This is a genomic window from Pseudarthrobacter niigatensis, from assembly GCF_030812615.1.
Classification (GTDB): Bacteria; Actinomycetota; Actinomycetes; order Actinomycetales; family Micrococcaceae; genus Arthrobacter; species Arthrobacter niigatensis.
In genome coordinates, this window is the sequence record NZ_JAUSTB010000006.1 from 186,153 (window position 1) to 211,693 (window position 25,541).

The 25,541-nt window shown below is 67.4% G+C and carries 25 protein-coding genes; 20 read left to right on the forward strand and 5 right to left on the reverse strand.

The window, feature by feature from the left end; genetic code table 11:
• The first annotated feature begins 21 nt into the window (after nucleotides 1-21).
• The 6 genes from ispG (at nucleotide 22) to J2T23_RS11295 (ending at nucleotide 7,265) form a co-directional block, all read left to right on the forward strand.
• On the forward strand, nucleotides 22-1,188 hold the full coding sequence (gene ispG, locus J2T23_RS11270) for a flavodoxin-dependent (E)-4-hydroxy-3-methylbut-2-enyl-diphosphate synthase (RefSeq protein ID WP_214941078.1): 1,167 nt from the start codon (nucleotides 22-24) through the stop codon (nucleotides 1,186-1,188).
• A complete protein-coding gene (locus J2T23_RS11275; RefSeq protein ID WP_141161634.1) occupies nucleotides 1,151-2,041 on the forward strand; it encodes a GNAT family N-acetyltransferase in 891 nt (296 codons plus the stop codon). Before ispG ends, J2T23_RS11275 begins: the two co-directional genes overlap by 38 nt.
• Before the next feature lie 39 nt (nucleotides 2,042-2,080).
• Nucleotides 2,081-2,839 (forward strand): hypothetical protein, encoded by a 759-nt coding sequence (locus tag J2T23_RS11280; protein WP_307359975.1) that lies wholly within the window; start codon nucleotides 2,081-2,083, stop codon nucleotides 2,837-2,839.
• Nucleotides 2,840-3,212: 373 nt separating this feature from the next.
• Complete coding sequence (locus tag J2T23_RS11285) at nucleotides 3,213-5,024, forward strand: proline--tRNA ligase (RefSeq protein ID WP_307359978.1); 1,812 nt, start codon at nucleotides 3,213-3,215, stop codon at nucleotides 5,022-5,024.
• Nucleotides 5,021-5,815 (forward strand): sulfite exporter TauE/SafE family protein, encoded by a 795-nt coding sequence (locus J2T23_RS11290; RefSeq protein WP_141181154.1) that lies wholly within the window; start codon nucleotides 5,021-5,023, stop codon nucleotides 5,813-5,815. Before J2T23_RS11285 ends, J2T23_RS11290 begins: the two co-directional genes overlap by 4 nt.
• Nucleotides 5,816-5,870: 55 nt before the next feature.
• Entirely contained in the window at nucleotides 5,871-7,265 is a 1,395-nt protein-coding gene (locus J2T23_RS11295) for a pyridoxal phosphate-dependent decarboxylase family protein (RefSeq protein WP_141160998.1), read from the forward strand.
• 68 nt (nucleotides 7,266-7,333) lie between these two features.
• On the opposite strand, the gene J2T23_RS11300 is transcribed toward J2T23_RS11295, so the two are convergent.
• The 3 genes from J2T23_RS11300 to J2T23_RS11310 all read right to left on the reverse strand — a co-directional run bounded on the left by J2T23_RS11300 (nucleotide 7,334) and on the right by J2T23_RS11310 (nucleotide 10,352).
• Complete coding sequence (locus J2T23_RS11300; RefSeq protein WP_246839732.1) at nucleotides 7,334-8,359, reverse strand: aminoglycoside phosphotransferase family protein; 1,026 nt, start codon at nucleotides 8,357-8,359, stop codon at nucleotides 7,334-7,336.
• Nucleotides 8,360-8,366: 7 nt separating this feature from the next.
• Nucleotides 8,367-9,134: a VIT1/CCC1 transporter family protein gene (locus J2T23_RS11305; RefSeq protein WP_141160997.1), complete on the reverse strand. Its 768-nt coding sequence runs from the start codon at nucleotides 9,132-9,134 to the stop codon at nucleotides 8,367-8,369.
• A gap of 102 nt (nucleotides 9,135-9,236) precedes the next feature.
• The gene (locus tag J2T23_RS11310) at nucleotides 9,237-10,352 is read right to left on the reverse strand and encodes a DUF4439 domain-containing protein (protein WP_307359983.1); all 1,116 of its coding nucleotides are present in this window, start codon (nucleotides 10,350-10,352) and stop codon (nucleotides 9,237-9,239) included.
• A gap of 107 nt (nucleotides 10,353-10,459) precedes the next feature.
• On the opposite strand from J2T23_RS11310, the gene rimP reads away from it, so the two are divergent.
• The 5 genes from rimP to rbfA all read left to right on the forward strand — a co-directional run bounded on the left by rimP (nucleotide 10,460) and on the right by rbfA (nucleotide 16,431).
• Nucleotides 10,460-11,071 carry a ribosome maturation factor RimP gene (rimP, locus tag J2T23_RS11315; protein ID WP_141181157.1) on the forward strand — a complete coding sequence of 204 codons (612 nt, stop codon included), beginning with the start codon at nucleotides 10,460-10,462 and terminating at the stop codon, nucleotides 11,069-11,071.
• The gene (nusA, locus tag J2T23_RS11320) at nucleotides 11,071-12,051 is read left to right on the forward strand and encodes a transcription termination factor NusA (RefSeq protein WP_141160995.1); all 981 of its coding nucleotides are present in this window, start codon (nucleotides 11,071-11,073) and stop codon (nucleotides 12,049-12,051) included. The genes rimP and nusA overlap by 1 nt, the downstream gene beginning before the upstream one ends.
• A 178-nt stretch (nucleotides 12,052-12,229) precedes the next feature.
• On the forward strand, nucleotides 12,230-12,577 hold the full coding sequence (locus J2T23_RS11325; protein WP_141181158.1) for a YlxR family protein: 348 nt from the start codon (nucleotides 12,230-12,232) through the stop codon (nucleotides 12,575-12,577).
• Nucleotides 12,578-12,729: 152 nt separating this feature from the next.
• The gene (gene infB, locus J2T23_RS11330) at nucleotides 12,730-15,633 is read left to right on the forward strand and encodes a translation initiation factor IF-2 (RefSeq protein ID WP_307359990.1); all 2,904 of its coding nucleotides are present in this window, start codon (nucleotides 12,730-12,732) and stop codon (nucleotides 15,631-15,633) included.
• A gap of 288 nt (nucleotides 15,634-15,921) precedes the next feature.
• A complete protein-coding gene (gene rbfA, locus J2T23_RS11335) occupies nucleotides 15,922-16,431 on the forward strand; it encodes a 30S ribosome-binding factor RbfA (protein WP_141160992.1) in 510 nt (169 codons plus the stop codon).
• 69 nt (nucleotides 16,432-16,500) lie between these two features.
• On the opposite strand, the gene J2T23_RS11340 is transcribed toward rbfA, so the two are convergent.
• Nucleotides 16,501-17,634 (reverse strand): ScyD/ScyE family protein, encoded by a 1,134-nt coding sequence (locus J2T23_RS11340; protein ID WP_307359994.1) that lies wholly within the window; start codon nucleotides 17,632-17,634, stop codon nucleotides 16,501-16,503.
• Between the two features lie 175 nt (nucleotides 17,635-17,809).
• Between J2T23_RS11340 and J2T23_RS11345 the strand changes: the two genes are divergently transcribed.
• Nucleotides 17,810-18,313, forward strand: a complete 504-nt coding sequence (locus tag J2T23_RS11345; RefSeq protein WP_307359997.1) for a nucleoside deaminase — start codon at nucleotides 17,810-17,812, stop codon at nucleotides 18,311-18,313.
• 2 nt (nucleotides 18,314-18,315) lie between these two features.
• Nucleotides 18,316-18,753 carry a thioredoxin gene (gene trxA / locus J2T23_RS11350; protein WP_307359998.1) on the forward strand — a complete coding sequence of 146 codons (438 nt, stop codon included), beginning with the start codon at nucleotides 18,316-18,318 and terminating at the stop codon, nucleotides 18,751-18,753.
• Nucleotides 18,754-18,761: 8 nt separating this feature from the next.
• On the opposite strand, the gene J2T23_RS11355 is transcribed toward trxA, so the two are convergent.
• A complete protein-coding gene (locus tag J2T23_RS11355; RefSeq protein WP_307360000.1) occupies nucleotides 18,762-19,922 on the reverse strand; it encodes a pyridoxal phosphate-dependent aminotransferase in 1,161 nt (386 codons plus the stop codon).
• A gap of 136 nt (nucleotides 19,923-20,058) precedes the next feature.
• Here J2T23_RS11355 and truB point away from each other — a divergent pair, with 136 nt between their 5' ends.
• The 7 genes from truB to rpsO all read left to right on the forward strand — a co-directional run bounded on the left by truB (nucleotide 20,059) and on the right by rpsO (nucleotide 25,499).
• Nucleotides 20,059-20,994: a tRNA pseudouridine(55) synthase TruB gene (gene truB, locus J2T23_RS11360; protein ID WP_307360004.1), complete on the forward strand. Its 936-nt coding sequence runs from the start codon at nucleotides 20,059-20,061 to the stop codon at nucleotides 20,992-20,994.
• Nucleotides 20,995-20,997: 3 nt separating this feature from the next.
• Nucleotides 20,998-21,351: a hypothetical protein gene (locus J2T23_RS11365; RefSeq protein ID WP_141181165.1), complete on the forward strand. Its 354-nt coding sequence runs from the start codon at nucleotides 20,998-21,000 to the stop codon at nucleotides 21,349-21,351.
• Between the two features lie 19 nt (nucleotides 21,352-21,370).
• Nucleotides 21,371-21,820, forward strand: a complete 450-nt coding sequence (locus J2T23_RS11370) for a hypothetical protein (RefSeq protein ID WP_141160985.1) — start codon at nucleotides 21,371-21,373, stop codon at nucleotides 21,818-21,820.
• Nucleotides 21,821-21,899: 79 nt separating this feature from the next.
• Nucleotides 21,900-22,883 carry a bifunctional riboflavin kinase/FAD synthetase gene (locus J2T23_RS11375; protein ID WP_141160984.1) on the forward strand — a complete coding sequence of 328 codons (984 nt, stop codon included), beginning with the start codon at nucleotides 21,900-21,902 and terminating at the stop codon, nucleotides 22,881-22,883.
• Nucleotides 22,884-22,919: 36 nt separating this feature from the next.
• Nucleotides 22,920-23,774 carry a tryptophan 2,3-dioxygenase gene (gene kynA, locus J2T23_RS11380; protein ID WP_141160983.1) on the forward strand — a complete coding sequence of 285 codons (855 nt, stop codon included), beginning with the start codon at nucleotides 22,920-22,922 and terminating at the stop codon, nucleotides 23,772-23,774.
• A complete protein-coding gene (locus J2T23_RS11385; protein WP_307360007.1) occupies nucleotides 23,771-25,030 on the forward strand; it encodes a kynureninase in 1,260 nt (419 codons plus the stop codon). The genes kynA and J2T23_RS11385 overlap by 4 nt, the downstream gene beginning before the upstream one ends.
• Nucleotides 25,031-25,229: 199 nt before the next feature.
• Nucleotides 25,230-25,499, forward strand: coding sequence for a 30S ribosomal protein S15 (gene rpsO, locus J2T23_RS11390; protein ID WP_307360009.1), 270 nt, complete (start codon nucleotides 25,230-25,232; stop codon nucleotides 25,497-25,499).
• Nucleotides 25,500-25,541 lie beyond the last annotated feature (42 nt).

A 25,541-nucleotide genomic window follows, 5' to 3' on the forward strand; every position in this document is an offset into this window, starting at 1 on the left:
CTTTCAACTCAAGGAGTCCACGTGACCTCGGTCAGCCTGGGAATGCCGTCAGCACCACCGCCCGTCCTTGCCCCCCGCCGCAAGACGCGCCAAATCAAAGTCGGCTCGGTAGGCGTCGGATCTGATTTCCCCATCAGCGTGCAGTCCATGACCACCACGCCCACAACGGACATCAACGCCACCCTGCAGCAAATCGCCGAACTCACGGCGTCCGGCTGCGACATTGTGCGCGTGGCCTGCCCCTCCGCCGACGATGCCGAGGCGCTGCCCATCATCGCCCGGAAGTCCCAGATCCCCGTCATCGCGGACATCCACTTCCAGCCGAAGTACGTCTTCGCGGCCATCGAGGCCGGGTGCGCGGCAGTGCGCGTGAACCCCGGGAACATCCGCAAATTCGATGACCAGGTAAAAGAAATCGCCGCCGCGGCCAAGGACCACGGAACCTCCATCCGCATCGGGGTCAACGCAGGATCCCTGGAGCCGGGAATCCTCAAGAAGTACGGCAAGGCCACCCCGGAGGCGCTGGTTGAATCGGCAGTCTGGGAAGCTTCGCTCTTCGAGGAGCACGGCTTCCACGACTTCAAGATTTCCGTGAAGCACAACGACCCCGTAGTCATGGTGGCCGCCTACGAAATGCTCGCCGAAAAGGGCGACTGGCCCCTCCACCTGGGCGTCACCGAAGCCGGGCCTGCCTTCCAGGGCACCATCAAGTCCGCCACCGCGTTCGGGGCACTCCTCTCCCGGGGCATCGGCGACACCATCCGGGTGTCCCTCTCCGCGCCGCCGGTGGAGGAAATCAAGGTAGGCAACCAGATCCTCCAATCGCTGAACCTGCGGCCCCGCAAACTTGAAATCGTGTCCTGTCCTTCCTGCGGCCGCGCCCAGGTGGACGTGTACACCCTGGCCGAGCAGGTCACTGCCGGGCTGGAAGGGATGGAGATCCCGTTGCGCGTGGCGGTCATGGGCTGCGTCGTGAACGGGCCCGGTGAGGCGCGCGAGGCTGACCTCGGTGTCGCCTCCGGCAACGGCAAGGGGCAGATCTTCGTTAGGGGCGAGGTCATCAAGACTGTTCCCGAGAGCGCAATTGTTGAGACACTGATCGAAGAGGCTATGCGTATCGCGGAAGAGATGGGGGAGGCCGATGGCGAAGATGCTGTCAAAGGTAGCCCCGTGGTTAGCGTCTCGTAGGGACGCGGCAGACCCCGCGGGGCTTTCCGTCCGCATCCTGGACGGCCAGGATACCCCGGCGCTGACACTGCTGGCCCAGCGGGATCCGGTGACCAACGTCTTCATCCTCTCGCATCTCCGGGCCACGGGGACGGCGGCGCCCACCAGCGGTGGGGCCGGGGTCATTGGGGTTTTCGACGACGGCATCCTCACGGGCGCGTGCTGGGCCGGAGCCAACCTGGTTCCGGTTCAGCTTGATCCCGCCCTTGCCCCGCTGGTGGCGGAGGCCGCCAACACTTCCGGGCGCCGGTATGCGTCCGCTTTTGGGCCTGCTGACGCGGTGCTCGCACTCCATACCCAACTCGCCGGGCTGGGCCACCGGGCCCATGAGGTCCGGGACGACCAGCCCCTGATGGTTATTGAGGGGCCGGCGTTGGTACAGCCCAACCCCGGACTGGCCCTGGGCAACCTCGCCGATTTCGACCGCATCCTGCCCGCCTGCGCCGCAATGTTCGAGGAAGAGGTAGGTTATTCGCCCTACCTGGGCGGCAGGGAGTTCTACAGCCGCCGCGTGGAGGGCCTCATCAGGCAGGGGCACTCCATGGTCCACCTCAACGACCAGGGGGACGTGGTGTTCAAGGCGGAGCTTGGGGCGGTCACGGACCACGTCACCCAGGTCCAGGGCGTGTGGATGAACCCGGTCTTCCGTGGCCAGGGGCTCAGTGCCGGCTACATGTCCGCCGTGGTGGAAAAGGCCCAGCAACTGGCCCCCGTGACCAGCCTCTACGTCAACGGATTCAACACCAGGGCGCGGTCCACCTACGAACGCGTAGGCTTCCGCCAGGTAGGCACCTTCGCTACAGTTCTCTTCTAGCCGGCGATCACCGGCAGCACGCAGAATATTGGGGGAAATTTGAAGACGTCGGTGCTGGGAACTTTCGCGGTCTCTGTCCTTCTTGCCACAGCAGTCTCCGCCTGTGGTGGAACACCCGAACCGAAAGCGGCCGGGTCCACACCCGCAGCCCCTGCCGGCCCCGCCACAACTGTTGCCGCCACCACCACGCCAACCCCAACCCCGACAGCCAAGGCGTATACCGCCGGAGAACTCGCGGCCATCGTCGGGCAGGTGAGGGACGCCGCCGACCGGAGGCTGACCGTCCTGCCCAGCGCAGACATTGCCACCACGCTGGAACAAACGAAGGCAATGCTTTCCTCCATCGACGTCAAGCCGGCCGAGTGCAAGGAACTCGCAGCCTCGAGTACTGTCCCGTCCGTCGATGGCGCCGCCATGGCCGTGGGCATGAGCACCGACGCTGCCACGGGGGCCGTCACTGCGCTGTCCCTGGTGTCCGGCCTGGACCAAAGCTTCCTTGCCAGGCTCAAGGGCCAGCAGGACCAGCTGGCAAAGTGCTCCTCAATGACCATGACGGCCTCGGGCATGGAGGTGGCCGTCACCGTCACGGCGCTGCAGGGAGTCAGCAGCCGTCCCGGCACCATCGCCTACCGCACCGACACCGCCTTGCCCGATGGGCAGAAGCAGTCCACGGTCACGGCGCAGGTTGTCCAGCAGGGCGTAGTGCTTACCTCGGTGGCGTCCGGCGGGGCCAGCGAGGCAGACGCCGTGCAGCGCGCGGGGGCGCTCCTCGAATCGGCCGGTGCTCTGGTCAAGTAAACACCCGGCGGCTGAAGAAACAATGTGCGCCAGTCGCAGGCAAGCGGATTCCGAAAAATGAAAACTCTTGTCAAACGTGCGCACGATCACATAAGTTCGATCTAGCTGCGCTGGAAGTGGGGTGGGCGGTCTCACCAGTCCTCACCAGTACTAAGGCGATAACGGCGTCGAGCCACGCCCGGATGCGATGACCAGCCCTATTGGGGGGCCAGGGGCTTTGCATTCCCGGGCGTGGCTCTACTGTTTTCCCGGCGTGGCCCTGGCCGGCTGCGGCCCGCCAGTCCGTACCGTTCGTTCCCTGCCGGTAGATTAGTACCCAGACGAATTGTCCGGCCCTGCTGACCCAGCACTTCCCCAGAAACGGATACCACCCGTGGTCCTACGACTGTCCCAGCTTTTCCTGCGCACGCTGCGCGAAGACCCCGTCGATGCCGAGGTCGCCAGCCACAAACTCCTGGTCCGCGCCGGCTACATCCGCCGCGCCGCCCCCGGCATCTACACCTGGCTGCCGCTGGGGCTCAGCGTCCTGCGCAAGGTCGAGGAGATCATCCGCCAGGAAATGGCCGCCATCGGTGCCCAGGAAGTCCACTTCCCGGCCCTGCTGCCCCGGGAACCGTATGAGGCCACCAACCGCTGGACCGAGTACGGCGAAGGATTGTTCCGGCTGCAGGACCGCAAGGGCGCAGACTACCTGCTGGCCCCCACGCACGAGGAGATGTTCACACTCCTGGTCAAGGACCTGTACTCGTCCTACAAAGACCTGCCGCTGAGCCTCTACCAGATCCAGAACAAGTACCGCGACGAGGCGCGCCCCCGCGCGGGACTCCTCCGCGGCCGCGAATTCATCATGAAGGACTCCTACTCCTTCGACGTGGACGACGCCGGCCTGGACGCCAGCTACGCCGCGCACCGCGCCGCCTACCTGAAGATCTTCGAACGCCTGGGGCTCGAGGTTGTGCCGGTCGCGGCCACCGCCGGCGCAATGGGCGGGTCCAGGAGCGAGGAATTCCTGTTCCCCACCGAGATCGGCGAGGACACCTTCGTCCGCTCCGCAGGCGGCTACGCGGCCAATGTGGAGGCCGTGACCACGGTGGTTCCCGAGGAGATCGACTTCACCAACGCCCCGGCTGCGGAGGTCCTGGACACCCCGGACACCCCCACCATCGAGACCCTGGTTGCCGCGTCCAACCAGATCGCCCCGCGCGCGGAGGCCGACGGCGGCGCCTGGACGGCCGCCGACACGCTTAAGAACGTGGTCCTCGCCGTCACCCTGCCCACGGGTGAGCGGCAGCTGGTGGTCATTGGCGTCCCGGGAGACCGGGCCGTGGACCTCAAGCGCGTCGAAGCGAACATTGGCTCGTTCCTGCCCATCGCGGGCGAGATCGGACTCGAGCAGGCCGGCGAGGAGGACCTGAAGAAGCAGCCGCTGATCGTCAAGGGCTACCTGGGACCGGGCCTTACCCTGGACCAGGCACTTCTCGGCGCCGAAAGCGCAACAAAGCTCCTGTACCTGGTGGACCCCCGGGTGGTTCGCGGAACCGCCTGGATCACCGGCGCGAACCAGGCCGGCAAGCACGTCTTCGGCCTCGTGGCAGGCCGTGACTTCACCTGGGACGGCGTCATCGAGTGCACCGAAGTCCGCGCCGGCGATCCCTCTCCGGACGGCTCCGGCCCCCTGGAAACCGCCCGCGGCATCGAAATGGGCCACATTTTCCAGCTGGGCCGCAAGTACGCCGAAGCGCTGGACCTGAAGGTGCTCGACCAGAACGGCAAGCAGGTGGTGGTCACCATGGGTTCGTACGGCGTCGGTGTCACCCGTGCCGTGGCCGCGCTGGCTGAGGCCAACCATGACGAGCGCGGACTGGTCTGGCCCCGCACCGTGGCCCCTGCCGATGTGCACGTGGTGGCCGTGGGCCGGGGTGAGGAGATCTTCCAGGCAGCGGAGAAGCTCTCGGCAGACCTTGAAGCAGCAGGCCTTTCAGTCATCTACGACGACCGCCCCAAGGTCTCGCCCGGCGTGAAGTTCGGCGACGCGGAACTGGTGGGCGTCCCCACCATCCTGGCAGTGGGCCGCGGCCTGGTGGACGGCGTGGTGGAGATCAAGGACCGCCGCAGCGGTGAGGCCGAGAACATCGAGGTGGACAAAGCCGTCGACTACCTGGTCAACGCCGTCCGCAACCATTGATCTCCGGCTTCGAGTCGATCCAGCTCACCACGATCATCCTGATTGTGGTGGCTGGATTCGCAGCCGGCTGGGTTGACGCGGTGGTGGGCGGCGGAGGACTCATCCAGCTTCCGGCGCTGCTCCTGGTGCCCGGCATCGCGCCCGTCCAGGCGCTTGCCACCAACAAGATGGGCTCCATTTTCGGAACCGCCACCAGCGCCGCCACGTACTACCGGAGGGTGGGGCCGGACCTCCGGACGGCCGTCCCCATGGCCGTCATTGCCCTGGCGGGCAGCTTCGGCGGAGCCAGCCTGGCGGCCACCCTGCCGGCCGGAGTCTTCAAGCCCATCATCGTGGTGGCGCTGGTCGCCGTCGCGCTCTTCACCGCCCTGAAACCGAATGTCGGTGAGCTGACGGCGCTCCGGCACGCGGGCCACCGCCACTACGTCGTCGCCTGCCTCATCGGTGCCGTGATCGGCTTCTACGACGGACTCATCGGGCCCGGGACGGGATCCTTCCTGGTCATCGCCCTGGTGTCCGCCATGGGATACGCCTTCCTGGAGGCCAGTGCCAAGGCAAAAATCGTCAACATGGCCACCAACGCCGGGGCGCTGCTGTTCTTTGCCCCGCACGGGTCCATCCTGTGGGGGATCGGCCTGGTCCTCGGCGCGGCGAACATGGCCGGCGGCTACCTCGGTGCCCGGACCGCGGTGCAGCAAGGCAGCAAGTTTGTGCGGGTGGTCTTCCTTGTGGTCGTCGCGGCTTTGATCCTCAAACTCGGCTACGACGTCTGGCAGGAAAACTTCGCCTGACCCCTGGCCAGGACTCGTCCTCGTGGCACTCGCCCGCCCGGCGTAGCATGCAGGTATGGCACACGGCGATGACGAGTATGCCGCGGCACTGGCGGCCGCAGCAAGGCACTCGCAGGCCTGGCTGGCCAGCCTCCGGCACCGCCCCGTGGGACCAAGGCTGCATGCGTCAGACCTTGGCGGGGTGTTCGGTGGTCCGTTGCCCGAAGCGGGCGTGCCGGCCGCTGAAGTGATCGACTTCCTGGCCACGAACGCCGAGCCCGGACTGATGGCAATGCCCTCCGGCCGGTTCTTCGGCTGGGTCATCGGCGGCACCCTGCCTGCCGCCCTGGCGTCCGACTGGCTGGTCAGCGCCTGGGACCAGAACGCAGGACTCCGCTACGCCACCCCAGCCACCGCCGCCATCGAGGAAGCCGCCGGACAGTGGGTACTGGAATTGCTGGGCCTGCCGTCCGGAGCCGATGTCGGATTCGTTACCGGCGCCACCATGGCAAATTTCACGGGGATGGCTGCTGCCCGCTGGCGGTTGCTGGCCGACGCCGGCTGGGACCTTGACCGCGACGGGCTCTCCGGTGCACCACGCATCCGCTGCTTTGTGGGCCGCGAACGGCATGACACCGTTGACCTTGGCCTGCGCTACCTGGGCCTTGGACGGCCGGCGCAGGTCGACGCTGACGGCCAGGGCCGCCTTGATCCCGAAGCACTCGATGCCGCCCTTGCTTCCGGGAGCGGTCCGGCGCTGGTGTGCCTCCAGGCCGGCAACCTGCACTCGGGCGCCTTCGATCCCTTTCCCGAAGCCATCGCCGTGGCGCGCAAACATGGCGCTTGGGTCCACATCGATGGCGCCTTCGGCCTGTGGGCGGCTGCCGCGCCGGACCTGCGGCACCTCACCCAGGGGTTTGAAGAAGCGGACTCCTGGGGCACGGATGCCCACAAGACCTTGAACGTTCCCTATGACTGCGGCATTGCCATCGTCCGGGACCCGTCTGCACTGCGGGCCGCGATGGGACTGCACGCGAGCTACTTGGTGCACGACGCCGAAGGCCCCGGAGATCCTTTCGAGAAGGTCCCGGAGCTGTCCCGCCGCGCGCGGGGAGTGCCGGTATGGGCGGCCCTGAAAAGCCTGGGCCGGGACGGTGTGGCGGCCCAGGTGGGCGGCCTGGCCGCTGCGGCCAGGGCCATCGCTGCGGGGCTGGCGGCACTGGACGGGGTGGAGGTCCTCAACGACGTCGGCTACACCCAGGTGTGCCTGGCGTTCGGGGACGATGCCACCACCCGGGCGGTCACCGCCCGCATCATCGAGGAGGGAAAGGTCTGGATGTCCGGTTCGCGCTGGCAGGACCGGGACATCCTCCGGGTGTCGGTGAGTAACTGGCACACGGCGGGCGAGGACGTGGCCACGGCAGTGGACGCTGTCCGGTCAGCGCTGGCCGCCGTGAAGGACCCGGCCTAGAGGACTCCTGGGCCCGCCGGGCGTCCGGACCGCGTGTGGTGCCGGACTACCCCGGGCGGTGCCGGACCTTATCCGTCCTGTCCGGGCTCGGGAAGGGAATGTGGGTGGGGAAGGCCGGCCAGGGTGTTCCCGGCGAGGGTGCTGGCTACCCAAAGCGAGCGGGCCAGGTCTCCCCGGTGCCCGTTCCGGAAATACCACAGCGCGTTGTCAACTTCCCTGGCGATGGCCCATTCCCGGGCCGCGTCCGGGTCCAGCCCTGCGGCGGCACTGAAGTTCTGGCAGCGCTCCACCAGCGCAGGACCCGGCAGGGCAGCAGGGAGGTCTTTGAGGCGGTTCCACAGCAGCGGAGCAACCGCGAACCCGGCCTCGCCGACCATGGGCTGGGGGTCGATCGCCGCGTAGCCGGCCGAAGTTGCCCCCGCTGTCCCCGGCCGCGCCAGGACGTTGTCGAAATGCAGGTCCGTGTGGACCAGGACATCGTATGCGGACCTGCGTCCCACCGCGCCGCGCTTCTGGCACACCTCCAGGGCCGCCTCCAACAGCCACCTGGGAAAAGGACGGCCCAGTAGATCCCAGTCAGCGGGCAGGTCGTCGCTCCATTGCTCAGCCCGGGCGGCTATGTGGCTGAATTCCTGCCACTCCGGGCGGTGGTCCGGGACCAGCCCCAATTCCCGTACCAGCCCGCCCCACACGTGCACGGCTTCATCGACCGGCAGGGCGGCCAGCGAGCGGCCGCCCTCAAGGCGCTCCAGCAGCATGGCGCACGACGCGCCGTCCGAGGCCAGCAGGAGAACGGCGCCGCGGCCGCCCCAGAGCGCCAGTGCATGCCGCTCCACCTGGGCCTCGTCATGCGGGAAAGCGATTTTGAGGGCTGCGGGGGATCCGTCGTCCTGCCGCACCGGGACCACGAGGCCGCCGTGGCCGCTCCACGGGAAGCTTCCTGGCTCCAGGTCCACCTCCAGGTGCCACTGCTCCAGGCGATCGGCCAGCAGGCCAGGCAGGCCGCCAAGCCAGTCCCGGCCGGCGCTGCTGCGTGCATAGCGGGCAGCGAGCCTGGGCGGGATGGGGACCGCGGGCACCACGGGGCGTGGCACTGCGGGATCAGACAACACCGGAAGCGCCGAGCAGGTTGCCGATCATGAACGTCGCCGCCAGCGCGAGGGCCCCGCCCACCACCACCCGTACTGCTGCCCGGGTCTTCGACCCGCCGCCGATCCAGGCCCCGAGGGCGCCGGTCAACGCCAGGGCCACCAGTACCGAGATGAACGTAAGTGGTACCCGGATGCCCGGCGGCGGCAACAGGATGGCCAGCATGGGCAGGATGGCCCCGATGGTGAAGGCGATTGCCGAGGCAAAGGCGGCATGCCAGGGGCTGACGATGTCAGCTTCGTCGATGTTGAGTTCGGCAGACAGATGCGCCGCCAGGACGTCGTGGGCCGTCAGTTCCTTGGCAACCTTGGCCGCCGTTTCGGCGGTGAGGCCCTTCTCCTGGTAGATGGCGGCCAGCTCCGCCAGTTCAGCTTCCGGATCCTCGGCCAGCTCACGCCGTTCCTTCTCGATCAGCGCCCGCTGGCTGTCGCTCTGGCTGCTGACGGAAACGTACTCACCCAGCGCCATGGACACTGCCCCGCCCACCACACCGGCCACACCCGCGGTGAGGATGGGGGCCACCTCAGGAGTGGCCCCGGCAACGCCCACCACGATCGCGGCAACCGAGACGATGCCGTCGTTGGCGCCCAGGACACCGGCACGCAGCCAGTTAAGCCGGTGCGCAGTGTCGTCACCGTGCGGTTCCGCCTGGGGGTGCCGGCCCAGGCCCCGGCCCGCTGCCGTGGGTTCCGGACGTCCGGCCGGTTCGTCCGCATTCATCCCTTCAGCAAACCATCCCGGCCCGCCCAACGCCACCCTACCGGAGGCCTTCCCTGCGGGACTGCGCCAAGGGCCGGAAAGCTGCGCGGTTGCGGACCGGGTTCAGGATGCAACGGACGACGACGGCCGGGGTCCGGCGGCAAGGCCGTCCCCGGCGGGAAGCCCAGGCAATTGGCCTGCGTCCAGGGTGAGGCCCGGAACGGGGCCCGGATCCGCACCCCATCGAAGGGTGCGGGCGGCGGCTGACCGAAGGGCTGCCAGCGCCCACTTCCGGTCCTGGCCCTGCGCAGCCGCCACCAAATCGCCATAGGCCACCACCGTGGCCGCCTCAAGCCTGCCCAGCGCCGCCGCCGGGGCAGCCAGGAAACCGGGATCAAGGACGTACCCGGGCTGTTGCGGTACCTCCGTACCGCAGGCCAGCCGCAGGCGTTCCACCGCCGCGGCAGCCAGTTCCTTGTGCGCACCCAGGAATTCCGACGCCGGGCCGGCGTCGGCGGGTGCGAGGCGGGGGAGCGCTGCCTGGTAGCCGTAGACGGCCTGCTGTTCGGCGGACACGGCGGCGGCCAATGCGGCGGGGGATGAAACAGCGGGAGCCGGCGCGGCAGCCCGGGCAGGTGGGGACGGGCACGGCGACGCAGGCTGTGCTGTTGCCTGGACCTCGGTGCCGGGTCCTGCCGCCTCCGGCGGCACGGGAACCCCGGCTGCGGAAGCCAACTGGGCGGCGGCGAGGAGCTGTGCGGTGCCGGTGCCGGCCAAAAGCCGGGCCATGCCGCCGTCGGCCGTCTCCGCGTCCTTGAGGCGGGCTGTCCCGCTGACGGCCAGGGCCCGGACCAGCTCGGCGGTGTTTTGCGGACCGGCGTCTGCGGACGGCGTCGCCGCTGCCGGTGGCGGGGACGCCTCCGTGGGTGCGGACGGGGACCCGGACGCGGGGGCCAACAGGGCCCTGGCCTGAATGGTCAGCAAGGTCACAACAGGGCCCAGCGCAGTGGATTGGCTGGTGTCTGCTGATGCAAGGGCCAATCCTGCAGTGCGCATTTCCAGGACCGCACTGAGGGCCGCCGCCCGGGCCCGCTCGGAAAACGGCGGCTCGGCAGGGACAGGTTTTTCCGCGGGAATCAGGGCAAAACCGAGGCTCAGGACAACCAAGGCGGCAAGGGCAAGGACGGCATACCGGAACGGGCGCATGCGGTGCTTGGGGTCCGGGCGGCGGTCTTTCACAACAGACCATGGTGTCACGCTGAGGGGGCACCCGGGTGCACCACTGGGCCGGTAAAATAGCTACGCTAGTAAACACCACATCATCTATAGGGAGGGCGGCCGGCATCGTGAGCAATGCAGAAGCCACAGCTTCACCAGACCACACCGGTACGGGAAGCGGATCCGCGCCGGCCCACAATCCCGAAGCCGCCCGGCTCCGGGCCCTCCTGGAACCCGCCGTCCAGGCCAACCGCCTGTACCTTGAGGACGTAGCCATCATCCCCGGCTCCCACCGCGTGGTCCACGTGGTGGTGGACCTGCCGCAGGAAGAGACCGGCGGAGTCAGCCTGGACGTCATTGCGGACATCTCCAAGGTGCTCTCCGATGTCCTGGACAACGACCCCAACGACGACGGCCGCCCCTATGACCTCGAAGTGTCCTCACCCGGCGTCGGGCGTCCCCTCACCGAACCCCGGCACTGGCACCGCGCCCGCGGCCGGATGGTCAAGGTCAACGTCATCCAGGGCGAAAACGTCACCGGCCGCATCCAGGCCGTGGACGGCGGGGGAGTGACGCTCATCCCCGAAGTGCCCGTCAAGAAGGGCATGAAGCCCCGGCAGGGCGAACCAGTAACGCTTCCTTTCGACAGGATCCGCAACGGAAAAGTCGAGATCGAATTCAGCCACCTCCCGGAGGATGGTCTGGAACCTGAACACAATGGACCTTCCGAGGAGGCCTGATGGATATTGACATGAGCGCACTGAGACTTTTGGAGCGTGAGCGTGAAATCCCGCTGGACCTCCTGATCCCCACCATCGAGCAGGCGCTCCTGGTGGCGTATCACAAGTCGCCCGGCGCCTTCGAAAAAGCGCGCGCCGAACTCGACCGCAAGAGCGGCCACGTCACCATCTGGGCTGTCGAAATTGACGACGACGGCGCCCCCATCGGTGAATTCGAGCACACCCCCGAAGGCTTTGGCCGCATCGCCGCAAGCACCGCACGGCAGATCATCCTGCAGCGGCTCCGCGACGTCGAGGACGACAACGTCCTGGGCGAATTCAAGGGCCGTGAGGGCGAACTGGTATCCGGCACCATCCAGCAGGGAAACAACCCGCACATGATCCAGGTCAACCTTGGATCGCTGGAGGCGCTCCTGCCGCCGCCCGAACAGGTTCCCGGTGAAAAGTACATCCACGGCAACCGGCTCCGCGCCCTGGTCATTGACGTGCACCGCGGCACCAAGGGCCCGTCCGTGACGCTGTCCCGCTCGCACCCGGGCCTGGTCCGTAAGCTCTTCGAACTCGAAGTACCCGAAATCGCCGACCATTCGGTGGAAATCGTGGCGCTGGCCCGCGAAGCCGGGCACCGCACCAAGATTGCCGTGAAGGCCAACACGCCGGGGATCAACGCCAAGGGCGCCTGCATCGGTGAAATGGGCTCCCGCGTCCGCGCCGTCATGAACGAACTGAACGACGAAAAGATCGACATCGTCGACTTCAGCGAGAACCCGGCAACCTTCATTGCCAGCGCCCTGTCGCCGTCGCGCGTGAATTCGGTCACCATCACGGACGAGGCCACGCGCTCCGCCCGGGTCGTGGTCCCGGACTACCAGCTGTCCCTGGCCATCGGCAAGGAGGGCCAGAACGCCCGCCTGGCGGCCAAGTTGACCGGGTGGCGCATCGACATCGTCTCCGACGCCGCGGGCAACCGCGATAAGTGAGGTCCGGCCCGGGCGGCTGATGCAGCGCAGCAGCCGCCCGGTTTCGGGCATAACGGCCTGAAGGGGCTAGAATAGACAAGACCGCGCCTAACGGCCGGCAGCCGTGTGCCTTGGGCGTGCTCGTTTCCGTGACTGCGGAGGCGGACAACCTGCGGCCAGCAGAAAGAACGTCAGGACGATGACCGTGGCAGAAGTGCTTTCCACCGGGAATCAGCCCCAGCGTACCTGCATCGGATGCCGGAAGAAGGGCCCGCGGTCGCAGTTGCTCCGGCTCGTCGCCGAAGGCAGCGGGTCAACCGCTGTCCTGGTGGATGAACGACGCCGGATGGCTGGCCGGGGTGCATGGCTGCACCCCAGCACATCGTGCCTGGCTCTGGCGATCAAGCGGCGAGCCTTCGGACGTGCCCTCCAGGGCGCGACCGGGACCGCCGCCGTCGAACACCGGATCACGTCAGGCCCGAACGTTGACGCCGCCCCGGTGGCTGCAACACCAACCGTCCAACCTGAAAGCGGGTCAGAAATCTGATGGAAACCCGATGAGTTCCCAGCGATGAGTGCGTAACGATGACAACTTTGTTGCGCTCTGCAATGGGCCCCTTCGCATCAACAGCGGCTGGGGTCCGCAGTAAGAAGTAGACGGTTCGTGCCTGGCTCGGTGCGGACCGAGACAGGAGAAATGTGGCCAAGGTCCGCGTACATGAGCTCGCCAAAGAGCTCGGTATAACTTCCAAAGATGCAGTAACCAAACTGCAGGAACTGGGCGAATTCGTTCGCTCCGCCTCGTCAACCATCGAGGCCCCCGTTGTGCGGAAACTGCGCAACGCCTTCCCCGACGCTGCCGCAAAGTCGGCGGCACCGGCCGCAGCGCCCGCCGCTGCCCCCAAGGCACCCGCCCCCGCGACAGGCAACCGTCCTTCAGCACCGGCTCCCGGCCCGGCTGCGCCCAAGGCGCCGGCCCCCAAGGCAGAGGCGCCGGCTCCGGCAGCCCCCGCCGAGCCGGCAGCGAAGGCAGCCGCACCGGCAGCCCCGGCTCCCGCAGCCCCGGCAGCACCGTCTGCGGGTGCTCCGTCCACCGGTGCCAAGCCCGGTGCACGTCCGGCCCCCAAGGCCGAGACCCCTGCTCCGTCCGCACGTCCGGGTGGTTCAACGCCCGGTGGTTCCGGTCCCCGTCCCGGCGGTCCCCGTCCGGGCAACAACCCCTTCGCCACCTCACAGGGCATGCCCCGTGGCCGCGGCGGAGACGGTGACCGCGCCCCGCGTCCCGGCAACAACCCGTTCGCCACGTCCCAGGGCATGCCCCGTCCGGGCGGCGGCCGCGACGGCGACCGCCCCGGTGGTCCCCGTCCCGCAGCCGGTGCCGGCGGACCGCGTCCCGGTGGGCCGCGTCCCGCAGCCGGTGCCGGTGGTCCCCGCCCCGCCGCAGGCGCAGGCGGACCCCGTCCGGGTGCACCGCGTCCCGGCGGTCCCCGTCCCACTCCCGGCATGATGCCCAACCGCACTGAGCGTCCCGCACCGGCAGGTGCAGGCCGTCCCGGCGGCGGCCGCGGTCCCGGACGCCCCGGTGGCGCTCCCGGTACCGGTGGTCCCGGTGGCGGCGGTGCTCCCGCCGGCGGCGGCTTCGGCAAGGGCGGCCGCGGCCGCGGCGGCACCCAGGGTGCCTTCGGCAAGGGCGGCGCAGGCCGTGGCAAGCAGCGCAAGTCCAAGCGCGCCAAGCGCCAGGAACTTGAGCAGATGAGTGCCCCGTCGCTGGGTGGCGTGAGCGTACCCCGCGGCGACGGCAACACCGTCATCCGGCTTCGCCGTGGCTCGTCCATCACGGACTTTGCCGACAAGATCGAGGCAAACCCCGCCGCACTGGTCACCGTGCTGTTCCACCTCGGTGAAATGGCCACCGCGACCCAGTCGCTGGACGAAGACACCTTCGCCCTGCTCGGCGAGGAGCTGGGCTACAAGCTCCAGGTCGTTTCGCCGGAAGACGAAGAGCGCGAGCTGCTCTCCAGCTTCGACATCGACTTTGACGCCGAACTCGAAGCCGAAGGCGACGAGGAACTGGAAGCACGTCCTCCAGTAGTCACCGTCATGGGCCACGTCGACCACGGTAAGACCCGGCTGCTCGATGCCATCCGCAAGTCCGACGTCATGGCGGGCGAACACGGCGGCATCACCCAGCACATCGGTGCCTACCAGGTCACGCACAGCCACGAAGGCACCGACCGGAAGATCACCTTCATCGATACCCCGGGCCACGAGGCGTTCACCGCTATGCGTGCCCGTGGTGCCAAGGTCACCGACATCGCCATCCTGGTGGTCGCAGCGGACGACGGCGTTATGCCGCAGACCGTTGAGGCCCTCAACCACGCCCAGGCGGCCAACGTGCCGATCGTCGTGGCCGTGAACAAGATCGACAAGGAAGGCGCCAACCCGGAGAAGGTCCGCGGCCAGCTGACCGAGTACGGCCTGGTTCCCGAGGAATACGGTGGCGACACCATGTTCGTGGAGGTCTCTGCCCGCCAGAACCTCAACATCGACGAGCTGCTCGAGGCCGTCCTGCTCACCGCGGACGCTGCCCTGGACATGCGCGCCAACCCGAACAAGGACGCCCGCGGCATCGCGATCGAAGCCAACCTGGACAAGGGCCGCGGTGCGGTTGCCACCGTCCTGGTGCAGTCCGGTACCTTGCGCGTCGGCGACACCATCGTGGCAGGCACGGCCCACGGCCGCGTCCGTGCGATGTTCGACGACGACGGCAGCGCCCTGACCGAGGCAGGCCCGTCCCGCCCCGTACAGGTGCTGGGTCTGTCCAACGTCCCGCGCGCCGGTGACACCTTCTTCGTGACCGCTGACGAGCGCACCGCCCGCCAGATCGCCGAGAAGCGTGAAGCCGCCGACCGCAACGCCGCCCTGGCCAAGCGCCGCAAGCGCATCAGCCTGGAAGACTTCGACCAGGCCGTCGCCGAAGGCAAGATCGACACCCTCAACCTCATCCTCAAGGGTGACGTGTCCGGTGCCGTGGAAGCCCTCGAAGACGCGCTGCTCAAGATCGACGTCGGCGAAGGCGTGCAGCTGCGCGTCATCCACCGCGGTGTGGGTGCCATCACCCAGAACGACGTCAACCTGGCAACGGTCGACTCCGCCGTCATCATCGGCTTCAACGTCAAGCCCGCCGAGCGGGTTGCCGAACTGGCAGACCGCGAAGGCGTGGACATGCGCTTCTACTCCGTCATCTACGCAGCAATCGATGACATCGAGGCAGCGCTCAAGGGCATGCTCAAGCCGGAGTACGAAGAGGTCCAGCTCGGCACGGCCGAGGTCCGCGAAGTCTTCCGCTCCTCCAAGTTCGGAAACATCGCCGGCTCGATCGTCCGCTCGGGCATCATCCGCCGCAACGCCAAGGCACGCGTCACCCGCGACGGCAAGATCATCGGTGACAACCTCACGGTCGAGTCGCTCAAGCGGTTCAAGGACGACGCCACCGAGGTCCGCACGGACTTCGAATGTGGTATCGGTCTTGGGTCGTACAACGACATCACCGAAGGCGACATCATCGAGACCTTCGAGATGCGCGAGAAGCCGCGCGTCTAGGCTGGTCCGAGGGCGGGGTGCCTCCAAGTTTTGGGGGCACCCCGCGCTTTTCCGCCGTGAAGGGGGCCCCGCCCCTACGACGGGTTGCTGGCGATCTACGATCGCCAGCAACCCGTCTCCGGCAGGCCCGATGCCACTCCCGGGCCCCCTTCACGGCTCCAAAGCGCTGCCGGAAGCACCCGCCGGCATCGTCGTTGGCCCGCCGTTGGTGCGTGGCACATAACTGAAACGTTCGACGCCGGCCCCGCGCCGCCGTCGTACGTCCCATATTTTTCTTAGGAGTTGTTCATGGCTGATCCGGCACGTGCTGCCAAGTTGGCGCAGCGGATTAAGGTTGTTGTTGCTGAGGCTCTGGGCCGGAAGGTCAAGGATCCCCGGCTCGAGGGCATTACTGTCACCGATGCCCGTGTGACCAATGACCTGCAGCACGCCACTGTCTACTACACCGTGCTTGGCGACCAGGCCGTCCAGGCAGATGCCGCCAAGGGGCTTGAGAAGGCCAAGGGGGTGCTTCGGCAGGAGGTTGGACGCAACATTACCGTGCGCCTGACCCCCACCCTCGAGTTTGTGGCTGACCAGATCCCGGTGGTCGCTTCAAACCTCGAAGAACTCCTTCGTGAGGCGAAGAAGCGCGATGCCGAGGTAGCCGCGCTTGCTGCCAACGCGCAGCACGCGGGTGACGCAGACCCCTACAAGACCGATGCCTCCGGTGAGGTCGAAATCGACGAAGACGACTTCGACGAGGAAGACACCGACCTCAGCGTTGACGGAGACGTCGAGGAAGACAGCAACAAGTAGGACCCGGCAACACCCACACAGCATGGAAACGGCAGGACCGCGTGCGGTCCTGCCGTTTTCCTGTCCGGGTCAGCGGTGGTCGACTTCGATCAGTCGGCCCCCGGGTTGGGGCGTCGGACCGCCGCTGGGCGCCATGGGATCGGGTGCACCCACCAGTGCGTCAACCGTGGCAAAGACGTCGCCGTTCCTGAACTCAACGTCGGCGGGCTGGTTGACGGCCAGGAATTGTGACCGGTGTCCCTGGCAGTCGAACTTCAGGATTTCGCCGCCGAAAAGGGACGCGACATACACATCGCCATCGTCACCCACAGCGAGGCCGGTGGGGCTCATGATGTGGTCCGCCCAAACGTCCGCGTCGCCGCTCCACGGATTGATCTTGAAGACGGCTCCACGGGCACCGAGCGACGGGTCCTCGGGTCCACCCGGCAACGACGTCACGTACAGCCAGCCGTCCGTACCGATTTCCACGTCCGTTGGCACGGGCTCAAAGGCGTACGAGAAGCCGGCGCAGTCCGGGGCGCCCAGGGTCGCTGCAATCTTCTTGGTCAGGGTCAATGGGCGCGGCGGAAGGACTGCCACCGTGGAAATCTTCCCGGACTCCAGGTCGACTTTCAGGATGGCGTTCATGCCCGCGTCCGCGACGTAGGCCGTGTCTTTCCAGAGGGCCAGGGCGTAAGGATGTGAGTCCACGGTGCCCGTATACTGCGGCGGGGGCGCGTCCGGCAGGCCACCAGCCTCCGTGAGGCACTGCTGGCTGGCGTCCGGTTCCAGGCCATAATGCTGCTTGGCGTCTGGATTGGCCTTCCGCTCGTAGTCGGCGAAGTTGGCGATCGTCTCCACGTGGCCCTTGGCGTCGATGGACTTCAGGTATCCGTGCAGTGCGGCCGGGTCACCTTGGCCCGCTCCAATGCTTTCCAGGAAATAGGTCTTGTCGCCGCGGATCTCTGCCCCGGCGACTTCCCACCCTTTCTTGGCGGTGTAGACGTCGTGGCGCTCTCCATCGTGCTCGACCTGCGTGAGCATTCCGGAAAAATCCTGGCTGACCTTTACGGATTCGCCATCGCCTACCGCCAGGTGCAGGGGTGAAAGCAGGCCGGTGGCCATGACTTCGTAGTCCTGGTGGGGATCAGAGGCGAACGCCGGCGCGGCCTGGACCACCAGGCCGGCGGCCACGCAGGTGATAAAAGTGAGTTTTCGTTTCATGGGGTACTCCGGGGTGCGAGGCCCTTGCGGGCTGGATATGGAAGCCTCGGTAGAGGCGAAATACATCCCCCGGGCGCCAGCGTAGGCCGCTACCAGCCAGTAGTCCTGAGGTGAGCCTCCCCTTCTTGGCCCCCAATCCATCCCCCCACGGGGTCCCCGTGGCTAGGATCGTGCTATGACCTCCGCGGACCCCGGTAACAGCCCCTCCCGCCACCCCGACTCGAGCCGGTATCTTGGGCAGGCCGTGGACCTAGCCGTGCAGAATGTCGGTCAGGGCGGTGGCCCCTTCGGTGCGGTGGTGGTGACGCCTGACGGGCGGGTCCACACCGGCGTGAACAGGGTGACCCGGGACAACGACCCCACCGCCCACGCTGAGGTGGTGGCCATCCGGGCAGCAGCGGCGGCAACGGCGGACTTCGACCTCAGCGGCTCCGTCCTCTATGCCAGCTGCGAGCCGTGCCCCATGTGCCTGGCGTCCGCTTTGTGGGCCAGGATCGGCCACGTCTACTTCGCCGCGGACCGGCACGGGGCCGCGGCAGCAGGTTTTGATGACGCACTCTTTTACGACTACTTCAGCGGCGCCGCGCCGGAGTTGATGCCGGTCACCAGGGGTGAGGTCCCGACGTCGGACCTCCCCTTCCAGGCGTGGCGCGGCTTTGACAGCAGGAAGGAATACTAGGCATGGAAACCACACTCCTCAGCTGCCCCCAGTGCGGGAAGACCAACCGGGTGCCGGCACAGGCTGCCGGCCACCCCCGCTGCGGGAACTGCAAGGCGGACCTGCCGTGGATCGTGTCGGCAGGCGATGCCGACTTCGCTGCCGTGGCGGAGCAGTCGTCAGTTCCGGTGCTGGTCGATTTCTGGGCGGCCTGGTGTGGGCCCTGCCGGATGGTCAGCCCCGTCCTGGACAAGCTGGCACGGGAACGGCCGGGGAAGATCAAGCTGGTGAAGGTGGACGTGGACACGTCGCCCGGCCTTTCGCGCCGGTTCGACGTGCAGGCCATCCCAACACTGATGGTACTCGTGGACGGCAAGGTCGCGGCACGGCAGGCCGGTGCCGCCCCGGCCGAGGCGCTCCGTACCTGGCTGGACAAAGCGCTGGCCCGCACCCGCCCCTGATACCCCTTTTAGCGGCCGCCGGCGCCCGGTAACCGGGACAGTCCTTCCAACAGGTCCTGCTTCCGGCCGCACAGAGCAATCCGCACCCACCCCTCGCCAATGGAGCCGAATGCGGTCCCGGGAGCCAGCGCCACCCCGGAGTCGGCCAGGAACCGCCGGACCCAGCTCCGCACATCCCCGCCGGTCACATGCGACATGTCCGCCCACAGGTAGAACGCCCCCTGGGCCGGCAGGTAACGGATCCCCTTCGCAGCCAGCACCGCGGAGGCCGCATCCCGGTTTTCCCGGTAGTGCCGGTGCGCGTGACGCACGTATTCCTGCGGCCCGGTGAGGGCTGCGAGAGCGGCGTACTGCGGGGCGGACGCCACGCAGGAGACGATCGATTCCATGACGTTGTCCATCTTCTGTCCGAGCCCCGGCGGGCAAATCAGCGCGCCAATCCGCAGGCCCGTCAGGCCGTAGGTCTTGGACAGCGTCAACGAAGTGAACACCCGCGCATCCTCCGCTGTGCCGCCGTCGAACCTTGCCGGGCTGACGTGGGGGACATCGTAGGTGAATGCCTCGTAGCACTCGTCCGAGATGACCCAGATGTCATGCCTGCGGGCCAACTCCACCAACTCCCGGACCAGGTCTTCACTGAGAACAGCGCCCAGCGGGTTTGACGGGGAGTTGAGCACCAGGACGCGGGTGCGGCTGGTGATGAGGGCTTCCACGTCGGCGACCCGGGGCTGGAATCCGTGGTCCGGGTGCAGGGGATAGCCCACCGGAACGGCGTTCAACAGCCGGCCGGTCATGGCGAAGGTGGGGTAGCCCGGGTTCGGGATCAGGACCTCATCGCCGGGGGAGAGCAGCAGGCTCATGGCGAAGTGCAGGCCCTGCTGCGCGCCGGACACCACGTACACGCGCTCCGCGCCGACATCCACGCCCTGCTCCTCGCGGAACCTCGCGGCGAACGCCTCGCGCAGGGCCGGTATCCCGGCGTTGGGCGTGTAGTTGGTCTCATCCCGGTCCAGGCAGGCGATGCCCGCGTCCAGGACATGGCGGGGGAGGGGGAAACCGGGCTCCCCGATGCTGAGCACCACGGCGCCGGGAGTGCGCCACGCGGCCTCGGTGATCTCACGAATCTGGTTGATGGGCACGTCGCGGACATGGGCGGCAAGCTCAGGCATGCCAGCCATCCTAGCCGTCCCCTGCCCTGCCTCAGCCCCGCCCGGTGACGTGGCCCCGTGGTGGGGCGCCGCCGTCGTCCGCACCCTGCCGGTTCCCTGCACATGCGCCCCAACCTGCGCCCATATACTGGGAGGCGTGCTTTCTGGACTGGTGATAGTGGACAAGCCGCAGGGATGGACCAGCCATGATGTGGTTGGCCGGATGCGGCGCCTCGCAGGGACCCGGAAAGTGGGGCACGCAGGAACCCTCGATCCCATGGCCACCGGTGTCCTGGTGCTTGGCATCAACAAAGCCACCCGGCTGCTGACCTACATCGTGGGCACCTCCAAGACCTACACCGCCACCATCCGGCTGGGGCAGTCCACGGTGACCGACGACGCGGAGGGCGAGGTCACGGCCACCGCCAGCGCTGCCGGCATCACGGACCAGCAGATCGACGACGGCGTTGCGGCGCTCACGGGCGACATCCAGCAGGTGCCCAGCAGCGTCAGCGCGATCAAGGTCAACGGCGAACGGGCGTACGCGCGAGTCCGGTCCGGCGAGGACGTCAAGCTCGCCGCGCGCCCCGTCACCATCCACCGCTTTGATGTCCACGGCATCCGCCGGGACGATGCAGCAGGGGTGGTGGACCTGGACGTGACGGTCGAATGTTCGTCCGGCACGTATATCCGCGCCCTGGCCCGGGACCTCGGAAACGGCCTTGGCGTGGGAGGCCACCTCACGGCGCTCCGCCGGACCCAGGTAGGCCCCTACTCCCTTGAGCAGGCGCGTACCCTGGAACAGCTCGCCGGTGAACTCAACGTCCTGGACATGTCCCTCGCCGCCAGGGCGCTGATGCCCAACCGCGAACTCACCGCCGAAGAAACCGCCGAAATCTCCTTCGGGCGGCGGATCGCGGCCGGTGCCGCCCCCGGCACCGCCGGCGCCGCCACGGTGGAACACCCTGCCGCGGCCTTCGCTCCGGACGGCAGCCTGGTGGCCCTTCTTGCCGACGCGGGCAGCTACGCCAAACCGGTCCTGGTTTTCGCCCCAGGCACCGGCCCGGCCGCAACCGCGCCTGCGGAGGCATAGCGGATGGACGCATATTTTTGGATCATCCTGGTGGTCGGCCTGGCATCAACCCTCCTGTGCCTGGGCGCCGGAATCCTGAAGAAGGCACCCAACGACATCACCATCCTGTCCGTCGTGGCCGTCGAAGTGTCCCTGGTGGTCTACCTGGTGGGGTCCATCGTCCGCGTGATCGCCGGCGAACCGATCGCGGGGGAAGCCTGGGAGTTCTGGGGCTACATGGCCACCGCGATGCTCCTGCCGCCCGCCGCCATCTACTGGTCCATCCTGGAGCGCACGCGGTGGAGCAACTTTGTCCTGGCCGCCGTCGGCGTCACAGCGCTGGTGATGGCTGCCCGAATGAACCAGATCTGGTACTGAAGTGGAAGAAGCAGCAGAAATGAAAGACCAGCAGGCCCAGCCGGCCACCGGAGAAACCGTCCGCAACACCCGCAACACGGGACCGGGACGCCTCCTGATCGCGGTGTACGGTGTGTTCGCCATCTCGGCCACCGCCCGCGCCGGCTACCAGATCCTCACCAAGTTCTCCGAGGCACCCCTGGCCTACCTGCTGTCCGCCTTTGCGGCCCTGGTGTATATCCTGGCCACCGTGTCACTGGCCAAGGCCGGAACCACGTGGTTCAAGGTTTCGGTTGCGGCGGTGCTGGTTGAACTTGCCGGCGTCCTGGTGGTGGGCACCCTGAGCATCCTGGACTCCGTGCAGTTCCCGCATGAAACCGTCTGGTCGCTGTTCGGACGCGGCTACGGCTTCATCCCCCTGCTGCTGCCCATCCTTGGGTTGGTGTGGCTGTACCGGCGCCGGCCATCACGCGCCAAAGCTGCGCAGTGAATCCGGGTAACCTTGAAGAGTTCCGCGGCCGGAAGGGTCCGGGAACGTTGATGCTTTCAGGCAGCTTAAGGCGAGGGTGATGGTTTACATCTGGAACGATCCGTCCGATGTCCCGGCGGACTTCGGCCCATCCGTTGTCACTTTCGGCAACTTCGACGGCGTTCACCGCGGCCACCAGCAGGTGCTGTCCCAGCTGATCCGGTCGGCCCGCCTGTCCCATGCCAAGGCAGTGGCCGTGACGTTCGACCCCCACCCGGCAGTAATCCACCGCCCGGAGGCCGCGCCGGAACTGATCATGGGGCTGGATGACAAGCTGGACGCGCTGGGTGAGCTGGGCCTGGACGCCATCCTGGTGGTCAAGTACTCGCTGGACCTCGCCAGCCTCACGGCCGAAGAGTTCGTGGAGCAGTACCTGGTGGACTGCCTGCACGCCAGCCACGTGGTCATCGGCCACGATGCCAGGTTCGGCCGTGGCAACTCCGGTGACCTGGACACCATGAAGGCGCTGGGCGAAAAGTTCGGCTTCGATGTCCAGGTGATCAGCGAATTCGGGGCCGAAGGCTACCCCCTGCATGACGACGGCGGCACGGACCGCCGCTGTTCCTCCACCTGGGTGCGGGAAGCACTGCAGGCCGGAGACGTCACCACCGCCGCCTCGGTCCTGGGCCGGCCGCACCGGATGCGCGGCGAGGTGGTCCACGGCGCCGCCCGCGGCAGGGCGCTGGGGTTCCCCACGGCCAACCTCGCTTCCAATGCCACGGGGCTGATTCCCGCCGACGGCATCTACGCCGGCTGGCTGGTGGACCAGGCCGGCAAGCGCTGGCCGGCAGCCATCTCCGTAGGCTCCAACCCCACCTTCGACGGCGTCAGCCGCCAGGTAGAGGCCCACGTGATTGACCGGCCCAAGGAGGCCGTTGAGGACTTCGATCTGTACGGCCAGACAGTGATCGTCGAATTCGTGGAACGGCTTCGGGGCATGGTGGCTTACCGTGGCCCTGAGGCCCTGGTGGAACAGATGCGCCTGGACGTGGCGCAGGCCCACCAGCTTCTGGCCGGCCACTGACAAGACTGCCCGGTGGCAGCAAGCGAAAGGCAGGACGTGTCCGTCGAGAAGAACACCCGCACGCTGGATGAGGGGATCGTCCGCGACTTCAGCTCCCGGATGAGCTACGCCTCCTACCTGCAGCTTCCCACCCTGCTCAGCGCGCAGCAGCCGGTCAGCAAGCCTGAGCACCACGATGAGTTGCTGTTCATCATCCAGCACCAAACCACTGAACTGTGGCTGAAGCTGGTCCTGCATGAACTCCGCAGCGCAGCCGCCTGGCTCCGGGAGGACGACCTTGGTTCGGCGCTCAAGGGCATCGCCCGGGTCAAGCACATCCAGAAGACCCTCACCGAACAGTGGTCCGTGCTGGCCACCCTTACGCCCACCGAATACTCGCAGTTCCGCGGCTTCCTGGGCAACTCATCAGGTTTCCAGTCCGCGCAGTACCGGGCCGTCGAATTCGTCCTGGGGAACAAGAACCACAGGATGCTGCCGGTTTTCGAATCCGATCCTGAGGCGCACGGCATGCTGGCGGAACTGCTGGCCGCACCCAGCATCTATGACGAGTTCCTGGCCTACCTCTCCCGGCAGGGGTTTGATGTCCCGCCGGCAGTCCTGGACCGGGATGTGACCCTGGCCCACGAGTTCGTCCCGGAGCTGGTACCGCTCTTCAAGCACATTTACGAAAATGCGGCGGACAACTGGGCGGCCTACGAAGCCTGCGAGGAACTGGTGGACCTGGAGGACAATTTCCAGCTCTGGCGGTTCCGGCACCTGCGCACAGTCCAGCGGACCATCGGCATGAAGACCGGCACCGGCGGATCCAGCGGTGTGACCTTCCTGCAGAAGGCCCTGGAACTGACGTTCTTCCCGGAACTATTCGCCGTCAGGACGGAGATCGGACAATGAGCATCCACCAGGAAAGCCACCTCGACGTGTCTGCTGAAGCGCTCCGGGGGCGCGCTGAAGAGCTGGACCGCCGGGACGCCCTGGCGCACTACCGGGACCTTTTCATTGGTACCGACACACCGCTGTCCTACCTGGACGGCAATTCCCTGGGCCGGCCCCTGAAGCGCACTGCCGACGACGTCGCCGCCTTCATCCGGGATGAGTGGGGCGGACGCCTCATCCGGGGCTGGGACGAACAGTGGCTTAGCATGCCGCAGGCCATCGGGGACCAGCTCGGACGTGCCGTCCTCGGGGCAGCGCCGGGGCAGACCATCATTGCCGACTCCACCACGGTGGTGCTGTACAAGCTGATCAGGGCTGCCCTGGCCGCCGTACAGGATCCAGACCGCAACGAGCTGGTGCTGGATACGGAAAACTTCCCCACGGACCGCTACCTGGTGGAGGGCATCGCCCTCGAGGAAGGCCTCACCCTGCGCTGGATCGAGCCCGACCCGGCCGCCGGGGTGACCCTTGACCAGGTGCGCCAGGCCACCGGGCCGCGCACCGCCGTCGTGCTCCTCAGCCAGATCGCCTACCGGTCGGGCCACCTGGCGGACCTGCCGGGCATCACCGCGGCAGTGCACGACGCCGGCGCCCTGGTGGTGTGGGACCTGTGCCATTCCGCGGGGTCGGTGGAGATCGACCTGGACGGTGCCGACGTCGACTTCGCTGCGGGCTGCACCTATAAGTACCTCAACGGGGGCCCCGGCTCCCCGGCGTTCGCCTACGTCAACGCCCGGCACCTGCCCTCGCTGAACCAGCCCATCTGGGGCTGGATGGGACGCAAGGACGCTTTCGAAATGGCTGCCGGTTATGAACCGGCCCAAGGGATCCGCGGGTTCCTCAGCGGCACTCCCGCCATCTTCGGCATGATCGCCATGCAGGCCACGCTCGAGCTCATCGAAGAAGCCGGCATGGCGGCCGTCCGTTCGAAGTCCGAAGACCTCACCGCCTTCGCCGTCGAGGTCTTCGACGCATGGCTGGCACCGCTGGGGGCCGGGCTTGCGTCGCCGAGGAACCCGGAGGAGCGGGGCGGGCACATCACGGTGGACCATCCCAACTTCACCAAGGCCACGGTCGAGGCCCTGTGGGACGGCGACGTTATCCCGGACTTCCGCTCGGCGCACGGCATCAGGGTGGGTTTGTCGCCGCTGAGCACGAGCTTCGCCGAGGTGCTGCACGGCATGGCGGCCATCCGGGACAGGCTGCAGGGCTGAGCGCCCTGCGAACCTGGCGGGCGTGTTTCGACAAGGTTAGGCCACGCCCGGTAAACTGGACGATGGATCCGGCTGCAGTCCGTGGCGGCTGGTTCCTGTTGTAGTCGGCCTTCTCCGGTTATCCGGATCAGGACCAACACGGCAGACCCGGCAGTGAGTTACTGACCTGGGCCCGCACGGCACATCCCAAGGAGATATTGTGGCACTTGACGCCGCTGTAAAGCAGTCCATCATCCAGGAATACGCAACTGGCGAAGGTGACACCGGTTCACCCGAGGTCCAGGTTGCCGTCCTGACCCAGCGGATCAAGGATCTGACTGAGCACATGAAGGAGCACAAGCACGACTACCACACCCAGCGCGGTCTGCTGGCCATGGTTGGTCGCCGCAAGCGCATGCTGAGCTACCTCAAGAAGACTGACATCGCCCGCTACCGTTCGCTCATCGAGCGTCTCGGCCTGCGCCGCTAGTCACACTTTGGGGCGGCCCTTTCCCTCCGGAACGGGCCGCCT